General features: G+C 48.4%; 20 protein-coding genes. 13 read left to right on the top strand and 7 right to left on the bottom strand.

The window, feature by feature from the left end:
- Positions 1 to 326: 326 nt before the first annotated feature.
- From HCR03_RS17810 to HCR03_RS17825, 4 genes are all read left to right on the top strand, one after another.
- Positions 327 to 1,529 (top strand): substrate-binding domain-containing protein, encoded by a 1,203-nt coding sequence (locus HCR03_RS17810; RefSeq protein ID WP_066643747.1) that lies wholly within the window; start codon positions 327 to 329, stop codon positions 1,527 to 1,529.
- A gap of 63 nt (positions 1,530 to 1,592) precedes the next feature.
- Positions 1,593 to 3,188 carry an ATP-binding cassette domain-containing protein gene (locus tag HCR03_RS17815; RefSeq protein WP_407926820.1) on the top strand — a complete coding sequence of 532 codons (1,596 nt, stop codon included), beginning with the start codon at positions 1,593 to 1,595 and terminating at the stop codon, positions 3,186 to 3,188.
- An 11-nt stretch (positions 3,189 to 3,199) separates the two neighbouring features.
- Entirely contained in the window at positions 3,200 to 4,363 is a 1,164-nt protein-coding gene (locus HCR03_RS17820) for an ABC transporter permease subunit (protein WP_187035707.1), read from the top strand.
- A 212-nt stretch (positions 4,364 to 4,575) separates the two neighbouring features.
- Positions 4,576 to 4,890 (top strand): hypothetical protein, encoded by a 315-nt coding sequence (locus HCR03_RS17825; RefSeq protein ID WP_066643744.1) that lies wholly within the window; start codon positions 4,576 to 4,578, stop codon positions 4,888 to 4,890.
- Positions 4,891 to 4,947: 57 nt separating this feature from the next.
- Here HCR03_RS17825 and HCR03_RS17830 read toward each other — a convergent pair whose 3' ends face one another.
- The gene (locus HCR03_RS17830) at positions 4,948 to 6,057 is read right to left on the bottom strand and encodes an ROK family transcriptional regulator (protein ID WP_066643743.1); all 1,110 of its coding nucleotides are present in this window, start codon (positions 6,055 to 6,057) and stop codon (positions 4,948 to 4,950) included.
- A gap of 273 nt (positions 6,058 to 6,330) precedes the next feature.
- On the opposite strand from HCR03_RS17830, the gene HCR03_RS17835 reads away from it, so the two are divergent.
- From HCR03_RS17835 to HCR03_RS17850, 4 genes are read left to right on the top strand one after another with little or no spacing between them, the layout of a single operon-like run.
- Positions 6,331 to 6,954 carry a DUF4867 family protein gene (locus tag HCR03_RS17835; protein WP_066643811.1) on the top strand — a complete coding sequence of 208 codons (624 nt, stop codon included), beginning with the start codon at positions 6,331 to 6,333 and terminating at the stop codon, positions 6,952 to 6,954.
- A 13-nt stretch (positions 6,955 to 6,967) separates the two neighbouring features.
- Positions 6,968 to 7,834: an FGGY family carbohydrate kinase gene (locus HCR03_RS17840; RefSeq protein WP_187035709.1), complete on the top strand. Its 867-nt coding sequence runs from the start codon at positions 6,968 to 6,970 to the stop codon at positions 7,832 to 7,834.
- Entirely contained in the window at positions 7,743 to 8,474 is a 732-nt protein-coding gene (locus tag HCR03_RS17845) for an FGGY-family carbohydrate kinase (protein ID WP_187035711.1), read from the top strand. Before HCR03_RS17840 ends, HCR03_RS17845 begins: the two co-directional genes overlap by 92 nt.
- An 18-nt stretch (positions 8,475 to 8,492) precedes the next feature.
- The gene (locus HCR03_RS17850; protein ID WP_187035713.1) at positions 8,493 to 9,980 is read left to right on the top strand and encodes an L-fucose/L-arabinose isomerase family protein; all 1,488 of its coding nucleotides are present in this window, start codon (positions 8,493 to 8,495) and stop codon (positions 9,978 to 9,980) included.
- Positions 9,981 to 10,374: 394 nt separating this feature from the next.
- Here the strand turns inward: HCR03_RS17850 and HCR03_RS17855 are convergent, their stop codons facing one another.
- Entirely contained in the window at positions 10,375 to 11,277 is a 903-nt protein-coding gene (locus tag HCR03_RS17855; protein WP_187035716.1) for a LysR family transcriptional regulator, read from the bottom strand.
- A 136-nt stretch (positions 11,278 to 11,413) separates the two neighbouring features.
- Between HCR03_RS17855 and HCR03_RS17860 the strand changes: the two genes are divergently transcribed.
- The 3 genes from HCR03_RS17860 (at position 11,414) to HCR03_RS17870 (ending at position 13,436) form a co-directional block, all read left to right on the top strand.
- Positions 11,414 to 11,752 carry a hypothetical protein gene (locus HCR03_RS17860; RefSeq protein ID WP_187035718.1) on the top strand — a complete coding sequence of 113 codons (339 nt, stop codon included), beginning with the start codon at positions 11,414 to 11,416 and terminating at the stop codon, positions 11,750 to 11,752.
- A 56-nt stretch (positions 11,753 to 11,808) separates the two neighbouring features.
- The gene (locus tag HCR03_RS17865) at positions 11,809 to 12,435 is read left to right on the top strand and encodes a cytidylate kinase-like family protein (protein ID WP_066643738.1); all 627 of its coding nucleotides are present in this window, start codon (positions 11,809 to 11,811) and stop codon (positions 12,433 to 12,435) included.
- A 563-nt stretch (positions 12,436 to 12,998) separates the two neighbouring features.
- Positions 12,999 to 13,436 carry a Fur family transcriptional regulator gene (locus tag HCR03_RS17870; protein ID WP_066643736.1) on the top strand — a complete coding sequence of 146 codons (438 nt, stop codon included), beginning with the start codon at positions 12,999 to 13,001 and terminating at the stop codon, positions 13,434 to 13,436.
- Between the two features lie 48 nt (positions 13,437 to 13,484).
- Here HCR03_RS17870 and HCR03_RS17875 read toward each other — a convergent pair whose 3' ends face one another.
- Together HCR03_RS17875 and HCR03_RS17880 are read right to left on the bottom strand one after the other, a co-directional pair.
- Complete coding sequence (locus tag HCR03_RS17875) at positions 13,485 to 14,297, bottom strand: metal ABC transporter permease (protein ID WP_066643734.1); 813 nt, start codon at positions 14,295 to 14,297, stop codon at positions 13,485 to 13,487.
- Between the two features lie 15 nt (positions 14,298 to 14,312).
- Entirely contained in the window at positions 14,313 to 14,981 is a 669-nt protein-coding gene (locus HCR03_RS17880) for a metal ABC transporter ATP-binding protein (protein WP_228725012.1), read from the bottom strand.
- Positions 14,982 to 15,089: 108 nt separating this feature from the next.
- Between HCR03_RS17880 and HCR03_RS17885 the strand changes: the two genes are divergently transcribed.
- Positions 15,090 to 16,046, top strand: a complete 957-nt coding sequence (locus HCR03_RS17885; protein ID WP_066643732.1) for a metal ABC transporter substrate-binding protein — start codon at positions 15,090 to 15,092, stop codon at positions 16,044 to 16,046.
- 154 nt (positions 16,047 to 16,200) lie between these two features.
- Complete coding sequence (locus HCR03_RS17890) at positions 16,201 to 17,436, top strand: YibE/F family protein (protein ID WP_187035721.1); 1,236 nt, start codon at positions 16,201 to 16,203, stop codon at positions 17,434 to 17,436.
- On the opposite strand, the gene HCR03_RS17895 is transcribed toward HCR03_RS17890, so the two are convergent.
- Genes HCR03_RS17895 through HCR03_RS17905 form a run of 3 tightly spaced genes read right to left on the bottom strand, consistent with a single transcriptional unit; the run spans position 17,433 to position 20,737 of the window.
- Complete coding sequence (locus tag HCR03_RS17895; protein ID WP_066643730.1) at positions 17,433 to 18,239, bottom strand: TIGR03943 family putative permease subunit; 807 nt, start codon at positions 18,237 to 18,239, stop codon at positions 17,433 to 17,435. The two genes, HCR03_RS17890 and HCR03_RS17895, sit on opposite strands and share 4 nt — an antisense overlap.
- The gene (locus HCR03_RS17900) at positions 18,236 to 19,819 is read right to left on the bottom strand and encodes a permease (protein ID WP_187035723.1); all 1,584 of its coding nucleotides are present in this window, start codon (positions 19,817 to 19,819) and stop codon (positions 18,236 to 18,238) included. The genes HCR03_RS17895 and HCR03_RS17900 overlap by 4 nt, the downstream gene beginning before the upstream one ends.
- A 3-nt stretch (positions 19,820 to 19,822) precedes the next feature.
- Positions 19,823 to 20,737 carry a CobW family GTP-binding protein gene (locus HCR03_RS17905; protein ID WP_187035726.1) on the bottom strand — a complete coding sequence of 305 codons (915 nt, stop codon included), beginning with the start codon at positions 20,735 to 20,737 and terminating at the stop codon, positions 19,823 to 19,825.
- Between the last annotated feature and the right edge of the window lie 83 nt (positions 20,738 to 20,820).

Raw genomic sequence — 20,820 nt, forward strand, 5'->3', positions numbered from 1 at the left:
AAAAATAGAAAACTGCACAGAAATATATTGACTTTACCGCCTGATTGTTATATGATTTAGACACTTAAATAAATATCATTTATAAAAGTAAGTAAATTACTTTATTTGGAAAATCCGGTCCGCTCTTTCACGGAAGGCCGGCGCAGGGCAGGCCCTTAATCCCTTTCATTCTTTTCACTTGATTTTTTCTTCGCCGTTATGTTTATGTTTTTAATCTGACGCGTAATAGGAGGGTATCCAGCAGGTTCAGGACTCAGACGAGGTGTTTTGCCTCTTCGGGCTTTTGTAATCAATGAATCAGGAAAAATGTAAGGAGGAAAGTATTGATGAAAAAACTAATTGCAGCTGTATTGGCCTGTATGATGACGGCATCGATGGTGGCCTGCAGCAATGGATCCGCCGGGGGCCAAAGTTCGGCGGCGGCACCAAGTTCCGAAGCCGCTCAAGACGCGGCGGGCTCGGCGGCGTCCGCCCCGGCGGCCGGCGGAAAGAAAGTCGGTATTTCCATGCCGACAAAATCTCTGGAGCGCTGGAACCGCGACGGTTCTTACCTGGAAGACCAGTTCGAGGGAAAGGGCTGCAGCGTGGAGCTTACCTATTCCGACAACAAAATCGACCAGCAGGTAAAGGATATCGAGAATCTGATTGCCGATAAAGTTGACCTTCTTGTTGTGGCGGCCATCGACGGCGATTCCCTCTCCAATGTTCTGAATACCGCCAAGAGCGCGAATATCCCGGTCATTTCCTACGACCGTCTGATCATGAACACCGACGCGATCAGTTACTATGTGTCGTTCGACAACTTCAAGGTTGGTCAGCTGCAGGGGCAGTTCGTGGTCGACCAGCTGGGCCTGAAGCCGGACGACAAGTCCAAGAGCTACAACATCGAATTCACCGCGGGCGATCCGGCCGACAACAACGCGACCTACTTCTTTAACGGCGCCATGGATCTCCTGAAGCCGTACATAGACGCCGGAATTCTGAAGATTCCTTCCGGCCAGAAAACGTTCCAGCAGGTTGCGACGCAGTCCTGGGATACCAAGAACGCGATGAACCGCATGCAGAACATTCTGGGTTCCTATTATTCCAACGGCAAGACCACGCTGGATGTTGCTCTTTGCTCCAATGACTCCACCGCGCTGGGCGTCACGCAGGCAATCGGCTCCGACTATATGGGCAGCAACACCCCGATCATCACCGGCCAGGACGGCGACGAAGCAAACCTTGCGAATATCATTGACGGCAAACAGTCCATGACGGTCTACAAGGCTGTTGCGAACGAAGCGGTTGCCACGCTTGATATCGGCATGGCGATGCTGAACGGCCAAAAGCCGGACGAAAGCCTGATTAAGTCCTCGGGCTGGAAGTTCGACTGCTCCTATGACACGAAGTCCTACGACAACAAAAAAGGCATTATTCCTTCCTATCTGCTTGTCCCGACTGTCGTTACCAAAGACAACATCCAGAAAGAGCTTGTCGACACCGGTTACTACACGATGGATGGCAAATATCCGAAGGCAAAGAAATAATACGAACGGCTTGTACGGGCGGGGTTATTCAGCCCCGCCCGCTCTTCATTTATAAAAGCAGAGATGAAAATACACAGTCAGGGGGGCATTGACTTGCCAGACAATATTTTAGTTATGCAGAGCATCACAAAATTGTATCCCGGTGTCAAGGCATTGGATAATGTGAATCTGGAAGTGCAGCGCGGTGAGATTCATGCACTGGTCGGAGAAAACGGCGCCGGCAAATCAACCCTGATGAATGTTTTAAGCGGAACCATTCCATTCGGCGAATATGAGGGGAAAATTCTCTTTAATGGGTCGGAGTGCCAGTTTAAACGCATTCATGACAGTGAAAAGCTTGGCATCGTTATCATCCATCAGGAATTGGCTTTGATCCCGGAGCTTTCCATTGGCGAGAATATGTTTCTCGGAAATGAGCGCAACGGAAAGCTCGGTATCGATTGGAACGAGACATACAGTCAGGCGACGAAACATCTGGAAGAGGTGGGACTGAAAGACAAGGCCACAACCCTGATTAAAGACATTGGGACCGGAAAACAGCAGTTGGTTGAAATTGCGAAGGCGCTTTCCAAAAACGTAAAGCTGCTGATTTTGGATGAGCCGACTTCCTCCCTGAATGAAGAAGACTCAAAAATGCTTTTGGATATGCTGTTGCAGTTTAAAAAGCAGGGCATGACTTCCATTATCATCTCACATAAACTGTCCGAAGTTGCTTATGTGGCCGACCGGATTACCGTGCTCCGCGACGGAGCGACGATTGAGACCATCGACAATGAGGACCGTACCATTGATGAGGACCGGATTATTAAAGGAATGGTCGGACGCGAGCTGACAAACCGGTTCCCCGCCAGAGAGCACAAGGTCAGCGAGGAAATCGGACTGGAAGTAAAGAACTGGGTCGTTCATCATCCGATTTATACGGAGAAGCAGGTGGTAAACGGCGTCAGCTTCCATGTACATAAGGGCGAGATCGTCGGGTTTTCCGGATTGCAGGGCGCTGGCCGTACCGAGCTTGCCATGTCGCTGTTCGGCAAGAGCTATGGCAGCGGCATTTCTGGCCGGGAATATCTGAACGGCAAAGAGGTGCACCTGAAAACCGAGGAGGACGCCATCGAGCACGGCCTCGCGTACGTAACCGAGGACCGGAAGACCAACGGGCTGGTTTTAATCGACACGATTGCGAAGAACACCACAATGGCGCGGCTCAAAAAGGTGTGTGACAAACACGGCGTTATTGATGTCGGCATGGAGAACCATGTTGCGGAAAAGTATGTAAAAGTAATGAATATAAAGACACCGACCGTGCAGCAGCTGGTCGGGAATCTGTCGGGCGGAAATCAGCAAAAGGTATTGCTTTCCAAGTGGATGTTTGCGGACCCGGATGTTCTGATTCTGGATGAACCGACCCGCGGCATCGATGTCGGCGCAAAGTACGAGATTTACTGTATCATGAACGATATGGTTGCGCAGGGAAAATCGGTAGTAATGATTTCCTCTGAACTGCCGGAACTTCTGGGGATGTGCGACAGAATTTACGTGATGAACGAAGGCTCCCTGGTTGCCGAAATGAGCCGCGATGAAGCGACGCAGGAAAAGATCATGGGAGCCATTCTCCACTCCGATAAAAAGGGCATTTCAGAGGAACAAAAGGAAGCGTAGGAGGCAGAAGCATGACAAAGGCATCTTCAATTATTAAAAAGTACACGATGACCATCGCTCTGGTTGTGGTCTTCATTTTCTTCACGGTATTAACGAACGGCAGACTGGTCTACGCCCAGAATATTTCCAATCTGCTTCTGCAGAACGCTTATGTTCTGGTTATGGCATGCGGCATGCTGCTGTGCATTCTGACCGGCGGAAACGTTGATCTTTCGGTCGGCGCCACGCTTTGCCTTGTGGGCGCCGTCGCGGCGCAGATGATGGACCAAAACTCCATGGGAGCGCTGCCAACGATTCTGATTGCCATGCTGATTGCGGCTGTGATCGGCATCTGGCAGGGCTTCTGGATCGGTTATATCCACATCCCCCCGTTTATTGCGACTCTGGCGGGTATGTTCCTGTTCCGCGGGCTCGGCCGTGTCGTCCTGGCCTCCAAAACCGTCAACATTCAGAATGAAGCGTTCCTCAATACCTTTATTTCCTATATTGACGTTCCCGGTATGGACACCAAGTCTTTTCATGTTTCGGCGTTGATTGTCGGCGTGGCGGTAGCGGTCCTGCTGACCGTGCTGATGCTTTCCGGCCGGGCCAAAAAGGTAAAAAAGAACTATGCGGCTGATTCTCTGGTCACCACGCTGGTCAAGGTCATCATTATCGATGCCCTGATTATCGCATACTGCTGGAAGCTCGCCAACTATAAAGGCATTCCGGTTATGCTTCTCTGGATTCTTCTGGTGGTTCTGATCTTTGCGTTCATTACGATGAAAACCGCTTTCGGCCGTTATTTCTACGCGGTGGGCGGCAATGAAAAGGCCGCAAAACTGTCCGGTATTGACCCGAGGCGCGTCTATTTCTGGGCTTACTTCCTCATGAGCGTATTGGCGGGCTTTTCCGGCTTGCTGGTGGCGGCCCGCATCGGTTCCGTCGACGGCAACATGGGCAACTCTTACGAAATGGACGCAATCGCGGCCTGCTTTATCGGCGGAGCATCTGCTTACGGCGGTTCCGGTACTGTTTCCGGCATTATGATCGGTGCGATTCTGCTCGGCGTTATGAATCAGGGCATGTCGATCTACGGACTTCCGGACGAATGGCAGTATGTTGTGAAAGGCGCTGTTCTTCTTGCGGCCGTTATCTTCGATGTCGTTTCGAACCATAAGGTAGGGAAGCAGTAAGGCTGATTGCGTTTCGCGATTCGGCGGGGAAATCCGTCAGAGGGATTCGCTGCGGGCGCGCCGCACTGCGGGCGGTTTTCATAAAAGAAATTGTTGGAAACAGCACCCGAAGCGCGGCGCGCACCGTCCGCTGAAGGCGGTTCCCGTTTCGGAATGCGAAAATGGAATTTCATCGCCCGCTCGGGGTCGAGTGAAAAGCGGGAGGAAAACAAATGCAGGTTCAATCAGAGGAACTTCGTACAAAGAAAAAGAATGCCGGAATCAAGCTGACTCTTCGCATTCTGGTTGCGCTCTATATTCTGTATCTGACGAAAGGAATCGTCTTTGCGCAGGTGAAGCACACAAGCTCCCTGCCGCTCTTGGTTACCGTGCTTGCGAGTGTTGTTTTCTTTCTGGCTGCCATTGCGTTCGGACTCTATGCATGGCGGGAATATAAAAATTCGCTTACCGTGCGGGGAAGCGGACAGGGACCAGGGTCCCCGGGGGACGGCGGCAAGAATCTTTCCGACTCGATTGACCGGAAGTAAATTGTGTTTTGTGAACGCCGATCCTATGCCCGGAAGGGCTTGATCGGCGTATTCTTTCTAATCGTTCAGAAAGGAGTCGATCTGCTGAAGCGCGGCCCCGACCGCGCTCGCTTTGTCTTTGAATTTACTGAAATGAAGATAGTCAGGCTCGCCGCAGAAGGAATGAAGCGCTTGAAGTTTTTCCATAAGTATGCCGGAGTATTTTTCCAGATAGCGGTCAATTTCGCCGCCGATAATAATTTCGGCATCGAAAATGGTGCGGATGTTGTTGATCCCCGTGGCGAGATAGTCCAGATAAATATCCCATTTCTGCTTGCAGTACTGGTTTCCCGTTTCAAGCGCCGCGAAGAAATCATCCACGTCTTCAAAATTCGGTTCCGTTAAAACCTTTGTGGAACAGTACGCCTCCAGACAACCATTTTTCCCGCAGTTACAGGGCAGCCCGTTCTGCACAATCGTCATATGGCCGAATTCTCCGGAGTAGCCGTTGATGCCGTTATAAAGCTTGTTGTCAATGATAATGGCCCCGCCGACGCCTTTGTTGACGGAAAGGAAGACGGCGCTTTCCACTTCATCCATTTGCCAGATTTCGGCGAGACCGGCCAGATTTGCTTCATTGTTGACCATGACGGGAAAGGGGATTTGCTTTTTCAGACTGTCGATCGGAAGGTCCTTTACGTGCAGAGTGGGACTGTATTCCAGAAGATCGGCTTTCGAATTTACCAGCCCGGGCACGGCAATGCCGACCCCGAGGAGCTTGTTGAGATCCACGTGATTTTCCCGCAGAAAGAGGTCTAGCTCTTCGGCCATGGCCCTGAAATATTTCTCGTCATTCCGGAACGGTTCACGGATTTTTTTATAGAACAGGATACTCTCTCCGAGGTCAATTACCACAAAGCGGAGATGGTTCTGCGTGACTTCGATCCCGCAGGAGAGCCGCGCGCCGTAGTCCAGTGAGTTGACGAACGGTTTTCTTCCGCCGGAAGATTTCAGTGTTCCTGATTTCGTGACCAGGCCGCGTTTTTCCAGGTCCTTCAGAATGAGGGATACCGTCGGCATGCTCAAGCTGAGAGAATCGGCGATGTTTTGCTTGGTTGCCCCGTTGTTGGAGTAGAGAAAATTCATGATTCTGTTCTTGTTTACATCTCTTACCTGAAGATTATTCAAACTTAACACACCTTTTTCCAAAGTTTGCTGGAAACCTTACTGCGTTTTCCGATAGAATTCTTTTGTAAAAATCATAACACGTATCTTTTTTATATTTTATATCCGGACGAATTTTTACAGGTTTTATATAAGTCTTTTATTTTAGTGAGGGTTTTATTCTTTCATGTAGTAGACAGGGTGAAAATAGAATGTTATCATACTTTATGAAAAGTATTTTTTAAAAGTTGTAATTAAATTTAATATTTAAGGATAGTGAAAATCATGAGTGACACAATCGCGGTTCAATCCATCCGGGACGATGCCTTTCGAAAATACGGCAGAGTCGTTTCCGGGCTCAACTGCGCCCAGCTTCTGAGCAGGCTGAAGAAGACCCCTTGCCCGCCGGATGCAACGGTTTATGTGGCTTCCGACCCGGAACTGGAAAAGCTGGATATTTTTGGTGAGCTTCAGAACCGGGAATTCGGCGGACTTCCGATCGAGCTGGGCTATTGCAACGGCAGCAATGATAAGCTCAACGCTCTGGAATATCATCGGAGTTCCGAGATCAATATCGCGGGAACGGAGCTCATCCTTCTGCTTGGCTGTCTGCAGGATGTAAGCACGGCGTTTACCTATGATACCGGACGGGTGGAAGCGTTCCTCGTTCCGGCTGGAACCGCGGTTGAATTGTATGCGACGACGCTGCACTTTGCCCCGTGCAGCACATCACCGGAGGGCTTCCGGGACGCGATCATTCTTCCGCGTGGCACGAACCTTCCGCTGGAAGCAAAACCGGCGGCACAGGGAGAGGACGCACTGCTGTTTGCCAAAAACAAGTGGATGATTGCACATCCGGAGTCCGGTCTGCAGGCGGACGGAGCTTTCGTGGGCCTTCAGGGCAAAAATACTAGGGTGTAACGGGGGAAATACGATGTCTGAAAAATGTGTCCTTGGAATCGACGTTGGAACTTCCGGATGCAAAATCCTTGCTCTGGACGATTGCGGAGTGATTCTGGGTTCCGTCACGGAGGAGTACCCCTGCTATGCGCCTCAGCAGGGATGGTCGGAACAGGACCCTGAGGATTGGTGGAACGGTACTGCGGCGGGAATCCGCAAAATCATTCCGCGGCTGAACGGGAAAACGGTCTGTGCCGTGGGCCTTTCGGGGCAGATGCACGGCATGGTGGCGCTGGACCATGAAAATCATGCGGTTCGGCGAGCAATTCTGTGGAACGATCAGCGAACCGAAAAGCAGTGCGACGAGATCACGAAACTGGCGGGGGGACCGGATGCTCTTCTGGCCGAGACCAATAACAGGATGCTTACGGGGTACACCGGCGGGAAAATCCTATGGATGAAGGAAAACGAGCCCGAGAACTATCAAAAGACCGTACATATCGTTAACCCGAAGGACTATATTCGGCTGAAGCTGACGGGGGAGCTTAAAACGGATGTTTCCGATGCTTCCGGTACGGGTTTCTTCTGTGTGAGGGAGCGCCGGTGGTCCGACGATCTGATCCGGAAAACAGGCCTTGATCCGACAATGTTCGTGGAGGCGGTGGAATCGACGGCTGTTTCCGGCTATGTAACGAAAGGCGCTGCGGATGTCACCGGCCTGTCTGCCGGAATTCCCGTCGGGGGAGGCGGCGGCGACGCCGTTATCTCAACAACCGGCCTTGGCCTCGCAAAATCCGGCCGGGTCGGGGGTGACGGTCGGAACCTCCGGCGTCGTCGCCATGGGGCTTGCTTCGTTTCTTCCGAATCCCAACGGGATGCTTCAGGTTTTCTGCGGGAATGAACCCGGATCGTTCAGTGCGATGGGTGTGACCCTTGCGGCGGCCGGTTCCTACCAGTGGTTCCGGAATTCTCTTGGTCAGGATGAAATACGGAGGGAGAAAGAGGAGGGCAAAAGCGCGTTCGCTCTGCTGGATGGCGAGGCGGCTTCCGTTCCTCCGTGCAGTGAAGGAATGTTTTTCCTGCCGTACCTTTCCGGTGAGCGCGCGCCTCTGAACGACCCTTTCGCCCGCGGCGCGTTCCTCGGTGTAACCTCCCGCCACGGCAAAGGCCATTTTGCCCGCGCGGTTCTGGAGGGCGTCGCGTTTTCGCTGCGTCAGGTCTACGAACTGATGAGTGCGAAAGACGCAAGCGAGATTGTCATCGCCGGGGGCGGTGGGGCAAGTCCGCTCTGGCGTCAGATTTTCGCGGATGTTTTTCATCTTCCCGTGAGAACCGTGTACGGCAGCGCGGAGGGCGGCTCTTTCGGCGCCGCTCTGGCGGCCGGCGTAACCGCCGGTATCTGGGGAAGCCTGGAGGAAACCGTGCCTCTGATCCGTTCGGAAAGCATGACGGCGCCGATTTCCGCAAATGTCGCATGCTATGAGGAACATTATGCGAAGTACGTCAAATTCTATGATGCTCTGAAATGGAGCTTTCATTAACAAAGGAGTGTTTTTGAAATGACGAATATCCCTGAAGTAAAGCTTGGAATTATCGCAGTCAGCCGCGACTGCTTTATCATCTCGCTTTCCGAAAAGAGAAGAAAAGCGATTGTGGATTCCTATACGGCGAACTACGGCGCCATTTACGAAGCGAAAACAACAGTGGAAAACGAGCGGGATATGCTGAAAGCCGTTGAGGAAGTCAAGGCGGCCGGCTGCAATGCCCTGGTGGTGTTTTTAGGCAATTTCGGCCCCGAAACGCCCGAAACCCTGATCGCCAAATACTTTGACGGTCCGGTCATGTACGTTGCTGCCGCGGAAGAAACGGGAAAAGACCTGATTAACGGCAGAGGCGACGCCTATTGCGGCATGCTCAACTGTTCCTATAACCTCGGCCTGCGCCACCTTACGGCGGTTATTCCGGAGTACCCGGTCGGTACGGCGGATGATCTAGCGGGGAGCATTGCGAAATTTGTCCCGGCGGCTCGCGCGCTGATCGGCGTAAAGTCGCTCAAAATTATCACGTTCGGTCCCCGTCCGCAGGATTTCTTTGCCTGCAACGCGCCGATTCAGCCGCTTTACGACCTCGGCGTTGAAGTACAGGAAAATTCGGAGCTCGATCTTCTGGTTGCCTACCGCGCTCACAAGGACGATTCCCGCATCCCCGGAGTTGTGGCTGATATGGCCGCGGAGCTCGGCGTGGACGGGAACCATTACCCGGATCTTCTGCCGCGCATGGCGCAGTTTGAACTCACCCTGCTCGACTGGGCGAAGGATAATTTGGGCTCGAGAAAATATGTGGCCTTCGCGGACAAATGCTGGCCGGCTTTCCCGAAAGAATTCGGGTTTGAGCCCTGCTACGTGAACAGCCGTCTGACCTCCCGCGGAATTCCTGTGGCCTGTGAAGTGGATCTCTACGGCGCTTTGAGCGAATACATCGGAGCCTGCGTGACGGAAGACGCCGTCACTCTGCTGGATATCAACAACAGCGTGCCAAATGACCTTTATGAATCCGATGTCGCCGGGAAGTATCCCTATACGCTGAAGGATACCTTCATGGGCTTCCACTGCGGCAACACTCCGTTCTGCAAGCTTTCCAAAGGCGCGGCGGTCAAATATCAGCTGATTCAGAACCGTCTGCTTGAAAACGGCGGAACACCCGATTTCACCCGCGGTACGCTGGAGGGCGACATCGCCCCCGGAAAGATCACGTTCTTCCGCCTGCAGGGCAGCGCGGAAGGCAAGCTGACCTCGTACATCGCGCAGGGAGAGGTTCTTCCTGTTGCCACCCGCTCCTTCGGCGGAATCGGTATCTTCGCCATACCGGAAATGGGCCGCTTCTACCGCCATGTTCTGATTGAACGGCATTTCCCGCATCACGGCGCCGTGGCCTTTGCCCACGCGGGCAGCGCGCTGTTTACGGTGTTCCGCGCGCTCGGCGTCCCGGAGATCGCTTTCAATCAGCCGAAGGGATTGCTTTATAAAACCGAAAATCCGTTTGAATAAAAAGGCTGCCGCTCTGGTCTCCGCCTCGGGGACATGAACGGCGGAACCTGAGATTGCCCTATCGCTCATCAAAATAATGTTGCCCCTGATTGATCGGATGCGCTCTTTGCGTTCCGCCGAGTCGGGGACAACGGCTTTTTTGCCTTTCCGCGAGGGGGCTGCTGCGACACAGCCAAAGAGAAGCGTGAAAGAGCAGAAGTTCAAACCCGCAGGAATACCGGGCTGCTTTTCTACTGGCTCAGCTTTCGGGGTTCAGGTCAAAATACAAGCATAACACTGCTTACAGCAATTCCGCTTTAATTGCCAAGACGTATTCCTCCCCCGCCGAAGGCGGGGGAGGAATACAAACACAGTGCAAAATTAACTGGAAATGCTGTAGAAAGGCAAGTGAAAATTACTTCACTATTTCATTTTTATGATAAAGCGTTTCTTCAAACTTTCTTGCCGCGATGCTTAAAAAACGCCGGTCATCCCGCACCAGGCAGATGGCTCGTTTCGGAATTGTTTCCGCCAGGGAAATGCGGAAGATGTCGCCTCGTGCAAGCGAATCTTTTGCCAGATCTTCCGGTAAAAATCCGATTCCAAGGTTGTTCTTTATCAAGGGCAGCACCTGATCGGTTGTGGCCGCCTCGGTGTCGGGCTGAAGGGTTAATCCGTGTTCCAGAAACAATTGGTTATAGAACTCAAAAGTCATTGTATTCTTTTCCAGACAGATCAGCGGATATTTTTCCAATTCCCGCAAGTGAATGTTTTTTCCCGCGAGGAAAGCGAATTGAGGTCCTCCAACCAGAACTTCTTCAAAATATTTCAAAGGAATTTCCCGCAGTGTCCTGTCAACGCCGGTCGGCGTAGTTACCACAGCAAGATCGACAAGACCGTTTTTCAGCGCGGCCACGGCCTGAGGCGTGGACTGGTTCGAGATCCGGATCCGTATTCCGGGATACGATTGGTGAAAACTGCTCAACTTTTCCAGCAAAAGGCCATACAGGGCCGTTTCACTTGCGCCGATGGAAAGAATCCCGCTTTGCAGGTTTTTGTCACCCGCTAATTCTTCTTCCCCTGTTCGAATCTGTTCGTAGGCAATGGCGATATGCGCATACAGACGTTCTCCCTCTGGAGTCAGCGTCACGCCCCGATTTGTCCGAAAAAAAAGTTTGCATCCCAACTCACTTTCCAGATGGTTCATGCCGCGGGTGATGTTCGGCTGGCTGTTCAGCAAAATATTCGCGGCTTTTGTAAAGCTCTGGTATCGGGCGACGTAATAGAAAATCCGATAGTAGTCATAATTTGCACTCATCTTTCGCTCCTGATATATCAAATCATTATAGTCGGTATGTCGAATATACTTTTCACATTTTTTTGTGCTTCCAGTATAATGGAGTCGTTGCAAAAGTACAAGTAAATTTTTAAGAAGAGAATGGAGCAACGATGCAATGAATTTGTTGGAAGCACTCATGATCCTGTGTTTTGGGCTTTCATGGCTCATTTCCATCTACCGTTCCTATACAGCCAGAACCGCGAAAGGAAAAAGCCTTTTCTTTGAGGTCTTCTTATGGATCGGCTATGTATTTGGGATCATACGGGAATTTATGCAGTTCTCGTCAGGAGAAGGATTGGACTTCCTTTTCTATTTGGGCTGGATTTTCTATTTTCTTAATATCGCTGAAATTACGATTGATATGGTGCTGTATGTTCGCAATGTCAGGCTGGATAGGGAACGGGAAACAAAGCTGGAAAATGAAGTTGCAAAAGAAGAAAATGCGATAGACTAATCATTTTGGCGGAGGAGCCGCAAATATTGATCTTATGGTAAGGGAGCGCATCGATTGTGGGAAAACAACGCTATGTGGTAACGATCAGCCACCAGCTCGGATGTGGAGGAGCGTACATCGGGCAAAAACTTTCAGAAGAATTTAACATCCCATTTGTGGACCGCGACATTTTGAAACAGGTAGCCGATGAGCTTCATCTGGCGGAAGAGGATTTGGAGCACCGCGACGGACGACTGTCTTCCGTGTGGGAGAAGCTTACGCAACAGTTGTATACCGTACCGGCTGCAGGATGGATTCCGCAGTATCACCCAAGCGATAAGGAACTGTTCTACCTGGAGTCGGAATATATTCTCAAAATTGCCGAGAAGACTTCGGCGGTGATTTTAGGGCGGGCGGGTCGCTATGTTCTGAGAGAGAATCCGAGACATGTGAAGATTTTTGTTACGGCCGAATTGCCGGAACGCATTGAGCGCGTTGCTTCCCTGTTTCAGATTTCCAAAGAGGCGGCAAAAGAAAAGATCGAAGAGAACGATCGGCAGAGGATCGCTTACAATCGAGCGTTCACTAAGTCCGATCGCCTTGATGTCCGTCTTTATGATCTGGCAGTCAATACGTCATCTTTGGGACTGGACTGCGCCGCACATATGGCGTCAGAGTGCGTCCACGCCAAATTGGCTATATAGGATGCCCTCGGTCTGCCAATCCGGGCAACTCAGGAACTGCTATGCACATATGGAAAAGCGCGGTTCCCGGTATCTTCAATTCTCCAATTTCAACGCCGTCGAGTACGTCTGTCATGGAAATCCGGTTTTTGCCGCTCACCTCGCAATGAAACGTGCAAAATCCATGAGGCAAGAACTAAAACAGAATGAAGGTAGATACGCCTCTGATGTCATGCTGGCATCAGAGGCGACGCTGTTTTTAAGTAATTGTTGTTGCATTCAATACGAATAAAAATTCAAGGCAAGCGGCCTGAAAACACGTACGGCTACCTTCTGTTTGAATTGACAGTTTTTTCTTCCTGCTGTACAATTTAAGAAGAAAACACTGCCAATCAAGTCATGTAGGTTACGAACGGGATTATCCGCAGAATTGTGCAAAACGCGGCTCTATGAGGCGGAAGAATTTGACCTTGAAGAGGGGCATATTTTATTGCGCGGCGCCCAAGCTTTAGACAAGTCCATCACAAAAGGAATTAGATCTATTTAATATCAGTAATAATATTATTATATAAGAGGTGAAAAACTTGCCAAACCAAACGGAAATTGAAAAATTGTTGAAAAATAGAAATATAAAAAGGACAAGAACAAGAATTCTTGTCCTTGAAATTTTGAAAGATTCATCACCAAAAACAGTTGATGAAATTTTTTCTGCTTTATATCAAAATAATGCTAAACTCAGTTTATCTACTGTTTATCGGACTTGCGAAACGCTGACAGGAAAGGGCATCCTGTTAAAAATGAATTTAACGGATGACGGTGTGGCCAGATATGAGTACATGAAGTCTGAACACACCCATCATGCGATTTGCCTCGGCTGTAATAAAATCATGCCAATTGATGACTGTCCTTACGGTCAATTTGATCTGATCATGAAATCAAAATATGGATTCAACGTAAAAAGTCACCACATTGAGATCTATGGATATTGTAAGGAATGCAGTCAAAAGGATGAAAAAAAGTAATATATCGCTCATTTCCGCCTAAGACAGGCGAGGAAAACGCCGCATTTTTTACGATGTTTTAATTTTTACTTGTGATGCTATTCTTCTGACTAAAATGACAACCACAAGTACAACTACTGAAACAAGGGCTGTAAATCCCCCGGGCGCAACGTTTAAATCGTATGAAATAAATAGTCCGGATAAAATGTCTACAACGCTGAACACGATGGAAAAAGCAAGGGTCAATTTAAAACCTTTCCCGAGCTGCAGCGCAGTAGCCACCGGAAGAGCAATCATGGAACTTAAAACAAGGACGCCAACAATACGGATGGAGACTGAAATCGCCGATGCAACAAGGATTGAAAACACATAGTTAATCAATTTAACTTTTACACCCGCTATTTTAGCGGCTTCTTCATCATACGCAATATAGAGCATTTGATTGTAAAGAAAAATGAGTGTTAATACGGATATCATACTGAGAACAAGTACGGTGATCATGTCAAACTCAGTAACAGTCAGAACGCTTCCGAACAAAAAGGAATCCGCGTTGGCGTGAAGCTTTCCGGAACTGATGATTGTAATGGCAATGCCCACGCTGAGGGACAGCACGATCGTTAAAATCAAATCGGTATACTTTTTTAAATAAGTTCGCAGAAATTCAATCAAAGCGCCGCAGATCGAAGTAAAGATAAAAGCGCCCAGAACCGGGCTTTGATCACATAATAATCCGATTGTGATACCGGCAAGGGACGCATGCGATAAAGTATCTCCTATCATGGAATACCGCCGGAGTACCAGAAAAATTCCGATGCATGGACAAAGTATGGAAATGAAAACAGATACAAATAGAGCGTTTTGCATGAAACTATAGTTTAACATTCTAGAGAATCCTTCCTATTGTTCGTTCTTTAAGAATTCAGCCGTATATTTTTCGGGCGTGCAAAGGTGGCCTTTCCCGCCGCTCAGATGATAAATAAGCGTAGAATTTGAAATGGCAGCATCAAGATTGTGTTCGACTGAGACAATCGTGATGCCGTTTTTTTTATTGATTTCTTTCAGAAAACGATAGACTTCCTTTTGACTGCCGATGTCCACACCTGTAGACGGTTCATCTAAAATGAGCAGGTCCGGTTTTCCCATCAACGCCCGTGCAATAAATATTTTCTGGCATTGCCCTCCCGAAAGTGTTCCCATCAAAGAATCCATAAAGGGATTCATTCCGACTCTGTCTAAGACTTCAAGGATTGCCTCTTTATTTTTGATTTTTAAGAGTCTTCTGTAGGCATTGAGCATTTCATAAACCGTTATAGGAAAATTAGAGTTTGAAAAATCATTTTTTTGAGGCACATAACCAATATGGTCTGAATTTGTAACGATGGTGCCTTTTGTCGGTTTTAATAATTTCAAAATTAGTTTCATAAGTGTGCTTTTGCCGCAGCCGTTTTCACCTAATATCGAGATGTAGTCGCCATCTTTAATCTCAAAATCAATTCCATCCAGTATATAGGGCGCCGAAACGGTATAGGAAAAGTATAATCCTTTCGCCTGAATCGTTAAAAACACCGTCCTTTTAATTTAATGTAATTTTTTCCTTGACAAAGTAACTGTAATAAGATTATTATAAATGCAAATGATAATCATTTGCAAGTAAAACTTGGAGGTTGAGCAAAAATGTTAAAAAAAACTGTTGCCTTGTTATTAAGTTTGTTTATCATTCCGGCCTTTTCCGCCTGCGGCAGTACGAATAACAAGATCGCCGCAAGCAGTACCGCCGGTAGCAGTACAGCCGGTCAGGTAAGCACTGCTTTAAGCAAAAAGGTAAAAGTATCTGTAACGTTCAACGCAATGAAAGAATTTACAGAAGCTGTCGGTAAAGAGAAAGTGGAAATTTCGACCATTATACCGGACGGCACGGAACCGCACGATTTTGAGCCGAAAGCGAAGGATCTTACCGGGCTAAGCTCCGCGCAAGTTTTTGTATACAGCGGGTTTGGCATGGAATCTTGGGCGGATAAAGCAATTGAAGCGGCCGATAATAAAAATCTGGTTGCGGTGGAAGCTTCCAAAGGAGCGACACCGATCCAAAATACAGATACCGATGAAATCAAAGAGCACGGGCAATATGATCCCCATATTTGGATCAGTCTGAAAGGCGCTGAAACAGAGGCAAAGAACATCCGCGATGGATTAGTTAAGGCAGATCCGTCATCCGCAGACTACTTTAAGCAAAACTGTGACAGTTTCATTTCGCAGTTGGAAAGTTTGTATTCAGAATACAACACCAAATTTCACGACGCCAAAAACAGGAGCTTTGTGACCGGTCATGCCGCTTTTGCCTATTTATGCAGGGATTTTGGATTAAAGCAAAACAGCGTTGAAGACGTATTTGCAGAGGGGGAACCCAGTGCGCAGAAATTGGCTGGACTGGTGGATTACTGTAAGAAGAACAACGTAAAAACAATTTTTGTTGAGGATATGGTCAGTCCTGCCGTTTCTCAAACACTTGCCAATCAGATCGGCGCAAAGGTGGAACAGATTTATACCATTGAAAGCGGGGAAGATCATAAGACCTACCTGGAACGAATGAAGTCAAATCTGAATGAAATATATGACAGCCTCAGCCGGTAAAACAACCGACATTATCTTAAAAAATAGAAGAGTGCCGTAAGTGTGTGCTATGCTTTCGGTTCTCTTTTTGTATTTTCTGGCTTGATCATTCAGGCAGTGATCGTCATATCCTGTTTTAAGAGGACATAGATTATTGAAAAAGGATGTGACAAAAATGAAGATCAGTCAAGGGAAGGCTGCTTGGATCGTTCTATTGTTTTCCATTTTATTTCTATGGGTAGGCAATCGATATGCATCCGCACATGCGTTGCATATCACGATTTCCGGGTATGAGTCGGAGATGAACGATCAGCTTTTTGCAAAAGTCACGAGAATTGATTCCGTCACACCAAGCCAGACGGATTCCAGCACCAATGTTGTAAAATTCACTTGTATCATTACATCGGGCGATAAAAAAGGAACATCTGTTTATGCCACCCAATATGCATACAAAAATAATGCGGCTATGCCGCCGCAGGTCAGTCCAAACGATAAAGTCGTTCTTGGCAAGCTGTCCGATGGCAGTTCCACAGAATACACGTTTGAAAATTATGACAGAATCGAACAGGTCTTTTGGCTGTCGCTTGTCTTTGTCGGTCTGATTGTCGTTTTCGGCGGGAAGAGAGGATTGAAAACCGTTCTGTCGCTGGCACTGACTTGCTTCGCAATTTTCTTCGTGTTTGTTCCGTGTATCATGGCCGGATTCAACATCTTCGCTTCGACAGTTGTCATTTGTATCTATATCATAGCCGTATCCTATATTCTTACAGGCGGAATCAACCAAAAAAGTCTGTCGGCCGCAATCGGCTGTTCGGGCGGCGTTGCGTTTTCAGGAGCCGTTTACATCGTTATGGAACGGATTATGAAATTGACCGGTTATTATAATGATCAAACGTCCCTGTTGGAACAGACATTCACACAGTGTCCTTTGGACTTAAAAGCAATTGTTTTTGCGATGGTTACCATCGGCGCCTTGGGTGCAACCATGGACGTTGCAATGTCGATTGCGTCCTCGTTGGAAGAAATTCAAAAAAGCAAAAGCAACATGAGAAAAATCGAGATTATCCAGTCTGGATTCAATATCGGGAAAGACATCATGGGTACCATGACCAACACGCTGATCCTTGCCTATATCGGAAGCAGCCTGATCATGGTATTGATCTATGCCGCTTCTAACTACCCGATCCTTCAACTGCTCAACAAAGAGGAAATTATCGTTGAAATTCTTCAATCTTTGATAGGGAGCCTTGGCATGCTGTTCACGATTCCGTTTACCACAGTGATATCGGCCTGGTTAATCCGGAAATCCGTCGGTCAACGGCCTGAAGAAGCGAAAACGTTTCCCCATGTTTCCCAATCCCAGCAAAAAAAGAATCTAAGGATACACACCTTCAACGACGAAGGTCGTTAATAAGTGAAATAAATATAAGCCTTTTGTGCTTTTTCCGCTTTTTCTATTTTGGTAATATAGCATACGGGCATTCTCTGATTCATATAATTCTCAATTTTAATTTTACCTGTGACCCATACCCACTCGTTTTCCTTGTATTTTAAAACCCCGTCTCCCCTGCACAGAATACCGCATGGCTGCAAATCCGCGGTGCAGCAGACCATAGCATACCGTACAGGAACGATTTCGTTTTTCGCAAACTCTTTCATCCGAAAGACCTGCCCCTTGAATTTTAATGTTTTTCCGTTATATTTATCCATATCCTGATTGATATCCTGATACCAACGGGCAAATTGTTCGTCCTGCACCGTTATGACGCCGCTGCCGTCTTCCTTTGGAAGAGAAGGGGCGGAAGACGCTTCGGCCCCGATATCATCCGAAGAAGCACTGTCCGCAATAATGGTCCCTTTATCCTGTGACGAGGTTCCGGTCGAAATTGTCGCCGTCCCGGCGGCGGGCGCGTTCCCAAACGAAATTGCGCTGCTCTGAACGGCTCCCGCAGGAATCAGAAGGGCAAATAGAATCGGTATGAAAAACAGAAGGTATCTGCCGGGTTCCGGGTTATGTTTTGGGGTGAGCGCGGACGGCAGCAGCATGATAGAAATAATCAGCAAGGCGATTGCGGCAAACCAAAGATATCCATTGATGCGTGGATGCACATAATCGGTTGTTCTGCCGGAAATTAATGCGTAAAAAAACAGGATGGACAACAAAAAACAGAGGATCGTCTCCAAAAGTACTTCCGAATTTATTTTATGTTTCATAATGCCCTTCCTTTCTGCAGCAGGGAAAGAAGCAGAAAAATCAAAAGGCCGGTGACAAAAAGAGTTCCCGCAAGACGCGACACGAATTTCTTTTTAAAGCTGGCGCTCAGCATGAATAAATTGGACAAATCCAGCATAGGACCCATAACTATAAAAGCGAGCACGGCAACAGGCGGAAACACGTTCAAAAAGCTTCTGCCGATAAACGCATTTGAGGTAGAACAAACCGACATAAAAAATGCCGCTAAAAGCATCAGGAAAATCGGCACAATCATAACCCCGCCCGCACTCTGAAACAGGGAGGCCGGCAGTGCCTGCTGAAGGGTGGCGCATAAAAGGGAACCGATAATAATATAGCGGCCCATACCGAGAAACTCCTGCCCCGCGGTCATAAAAACGGCCTCCAGCTTGCCTGCTTTCCCGGAATGGCGGGGGACGCAGCCACCTGACCCGCAGGAACATGCCGCAGCAGATCCGCCGGACAGAACAAGTGACGCCTTCTGATGCGTCAAACCCAGAATTGAACCGGCAATCAGAGAAATGAGGATGCCGAAGCCGATTCTGCAGAGCACGTACTGCGGCTGACCGGGGAAAGCATATAGGGTGGATAAAATTGTAACGGGGTTTACCGCCGGAGCCGCAAGCATAAAGACCATCGCTTCCGGCAACGGCACGCCTTTTTGCGCCAGCCTCGATGCGATCGGCACGATGCCGCAATCGCAGACCGGAAAGAAAAATCCGAGAATTACCGCAAGAGGGAATCCAAGCCATTTGTGTGCGGCAAACAGCCTGACCAGTGTCTCATCGGGAATGAATACCTGCAGCAGGGCGGAGACGAATGCCCCGATCAGCAGGAACGGCACCGCTTGCATCAGAATGCCGATAAAAACCATATTAACGCTCTGGACCGACGCATAAAGCTGTGCCGGGTTAAAAATCACCGTCGTTAACAGCAGAAACATACAAACCAGCGAAGCGGAAGCAATCAGCAGAAAGATCCGGTGGTGAAGTCTGTCTTCTCTGAATGTTTCAGGGTCGAACAGCTTTTTGAAAAAAGAATCCGCCGGTTCCACGCTAAAGAAAATGGAAGCGGAACGGTTCAGGCTGCGAACCGTATTTCTCAGCGTTCCCTTACCTTCCGATACGCGGTTAAAAAAAACCGCGTCGGCATTGGCGAGCTGATTGGCCATTAGCCCGCCGGTGTTTTTCATATAAAAATCAAAAGTAGAAGCATCGGCGCAAAAAAAGATCCGGTCAATTTTGCAGTTTTTAGGCATTGATATGGTGAGCAGTGTCTCAATCGGCCAAGTTCCGTTATATTCAATCAGTACCAGATCGGGATTCAATTCCAGCTTGATTTTATAGAAGAGCTCATAGCATATTTTTTCTTTCCGGTCGATTTGATCCAACAGCACGTTTTTGTTCCGTATGGCTGGCGCGCGGAATTCGACTTCTCCGTCCTCACACTGCAAAATCAGGATTTTTTTGTAATTTTCGATGTACTCCTGCTCTAAAATATGCTGAATCAGGGTCGTTTTTCCGCTCTCTAAAAATCCGCAGAACACTTCAATCCTTGTCATAAATTATACCTGAAACAGTGCGGCGAGACCCGGTTTGTCCAGATTTTCCCCGATGACGCAAATCCGTCCGGTAAAATCCGGTTGTGCTCCCTGAACATTCCTTTCACTAGGGACATAATCGAACTGACGCCAGCCGCCCTCTTTCAGTGCAACCAGCCCTTTTGCACGAAGAATATTTCCATATTTGGGCAGCGACTCCAGTGCTGATTCCAGAAGGTCGCGGGAAAAAAGATTTGGCGTCTCCACACTCCAGACTTGAAAAGTCTCGTCTGCGTGATGATGATGTTCCGGCAGCTCATCATTCTTTATCAGCAGCGGAATGCCGTTTTCGGCAAGCTGCAGCATCCGGTCTGCAGAAATCTGTTTCCAAGGCGTTGTGAGAATCGCGGCTTTCGGATTGTGTTCGCGGATACTTTGCTCCACCTCCTGCAGCCGATCCAATTCGACATTCTGCGTTCGGCTCAGGAAAATTGTTTTTGCGTTTTCAATCTGGTCGAAAAAGAATTCGGAAAAATTTTTGGCATACATTTTGTATTTCAGAGCATTGACAACCGTGATGCAAAAACTGACTTCCCCTCTTTCTCTCAAAGCAATTCTGCGGCAGGCAGGGAGAATTTCCGATAGCTTCCCCACGCCGGAAGGCTCAATTAGAATTCTGTCCGGCTTATATTTGCGGATAACTTCTCTCAGTGCGTCACTGAAATCTCCCGCAAGGGTACAGCAGATGCAGCCGGAATTGATTTCCCGTACCCGAATCCCGGTCTGTTTGAAAAGCTTGCCGTCTATACCGACTTCACCGAATTCATTTTCTATCAGCACAACTTTTTCATTCGGTATGGTGCCTTTCAACAGTTTTTGTATTAAAGTGGTTTTGCCGGCTCCCAGAAATCCTGAGATGACGCCGATTTTTGTATCCATATGTCCCTCCAAGTCAATGATGGGCTTTTATGATCCGAGTTATATGCAAATGCAATTCATTGTCATCTAGTAAATTTAACACT

This window comes from Caproicibacter fermentans (genome assembly GCF_014303955.1).
In the GTDB taxonomy this organism is placed as follows: domain Bacteria; phylum Bacillota; class Clostridia; order Oscillospirales; family Acutalibacteraceae; genus Caproicibacter; species Caproicibacter fermentans.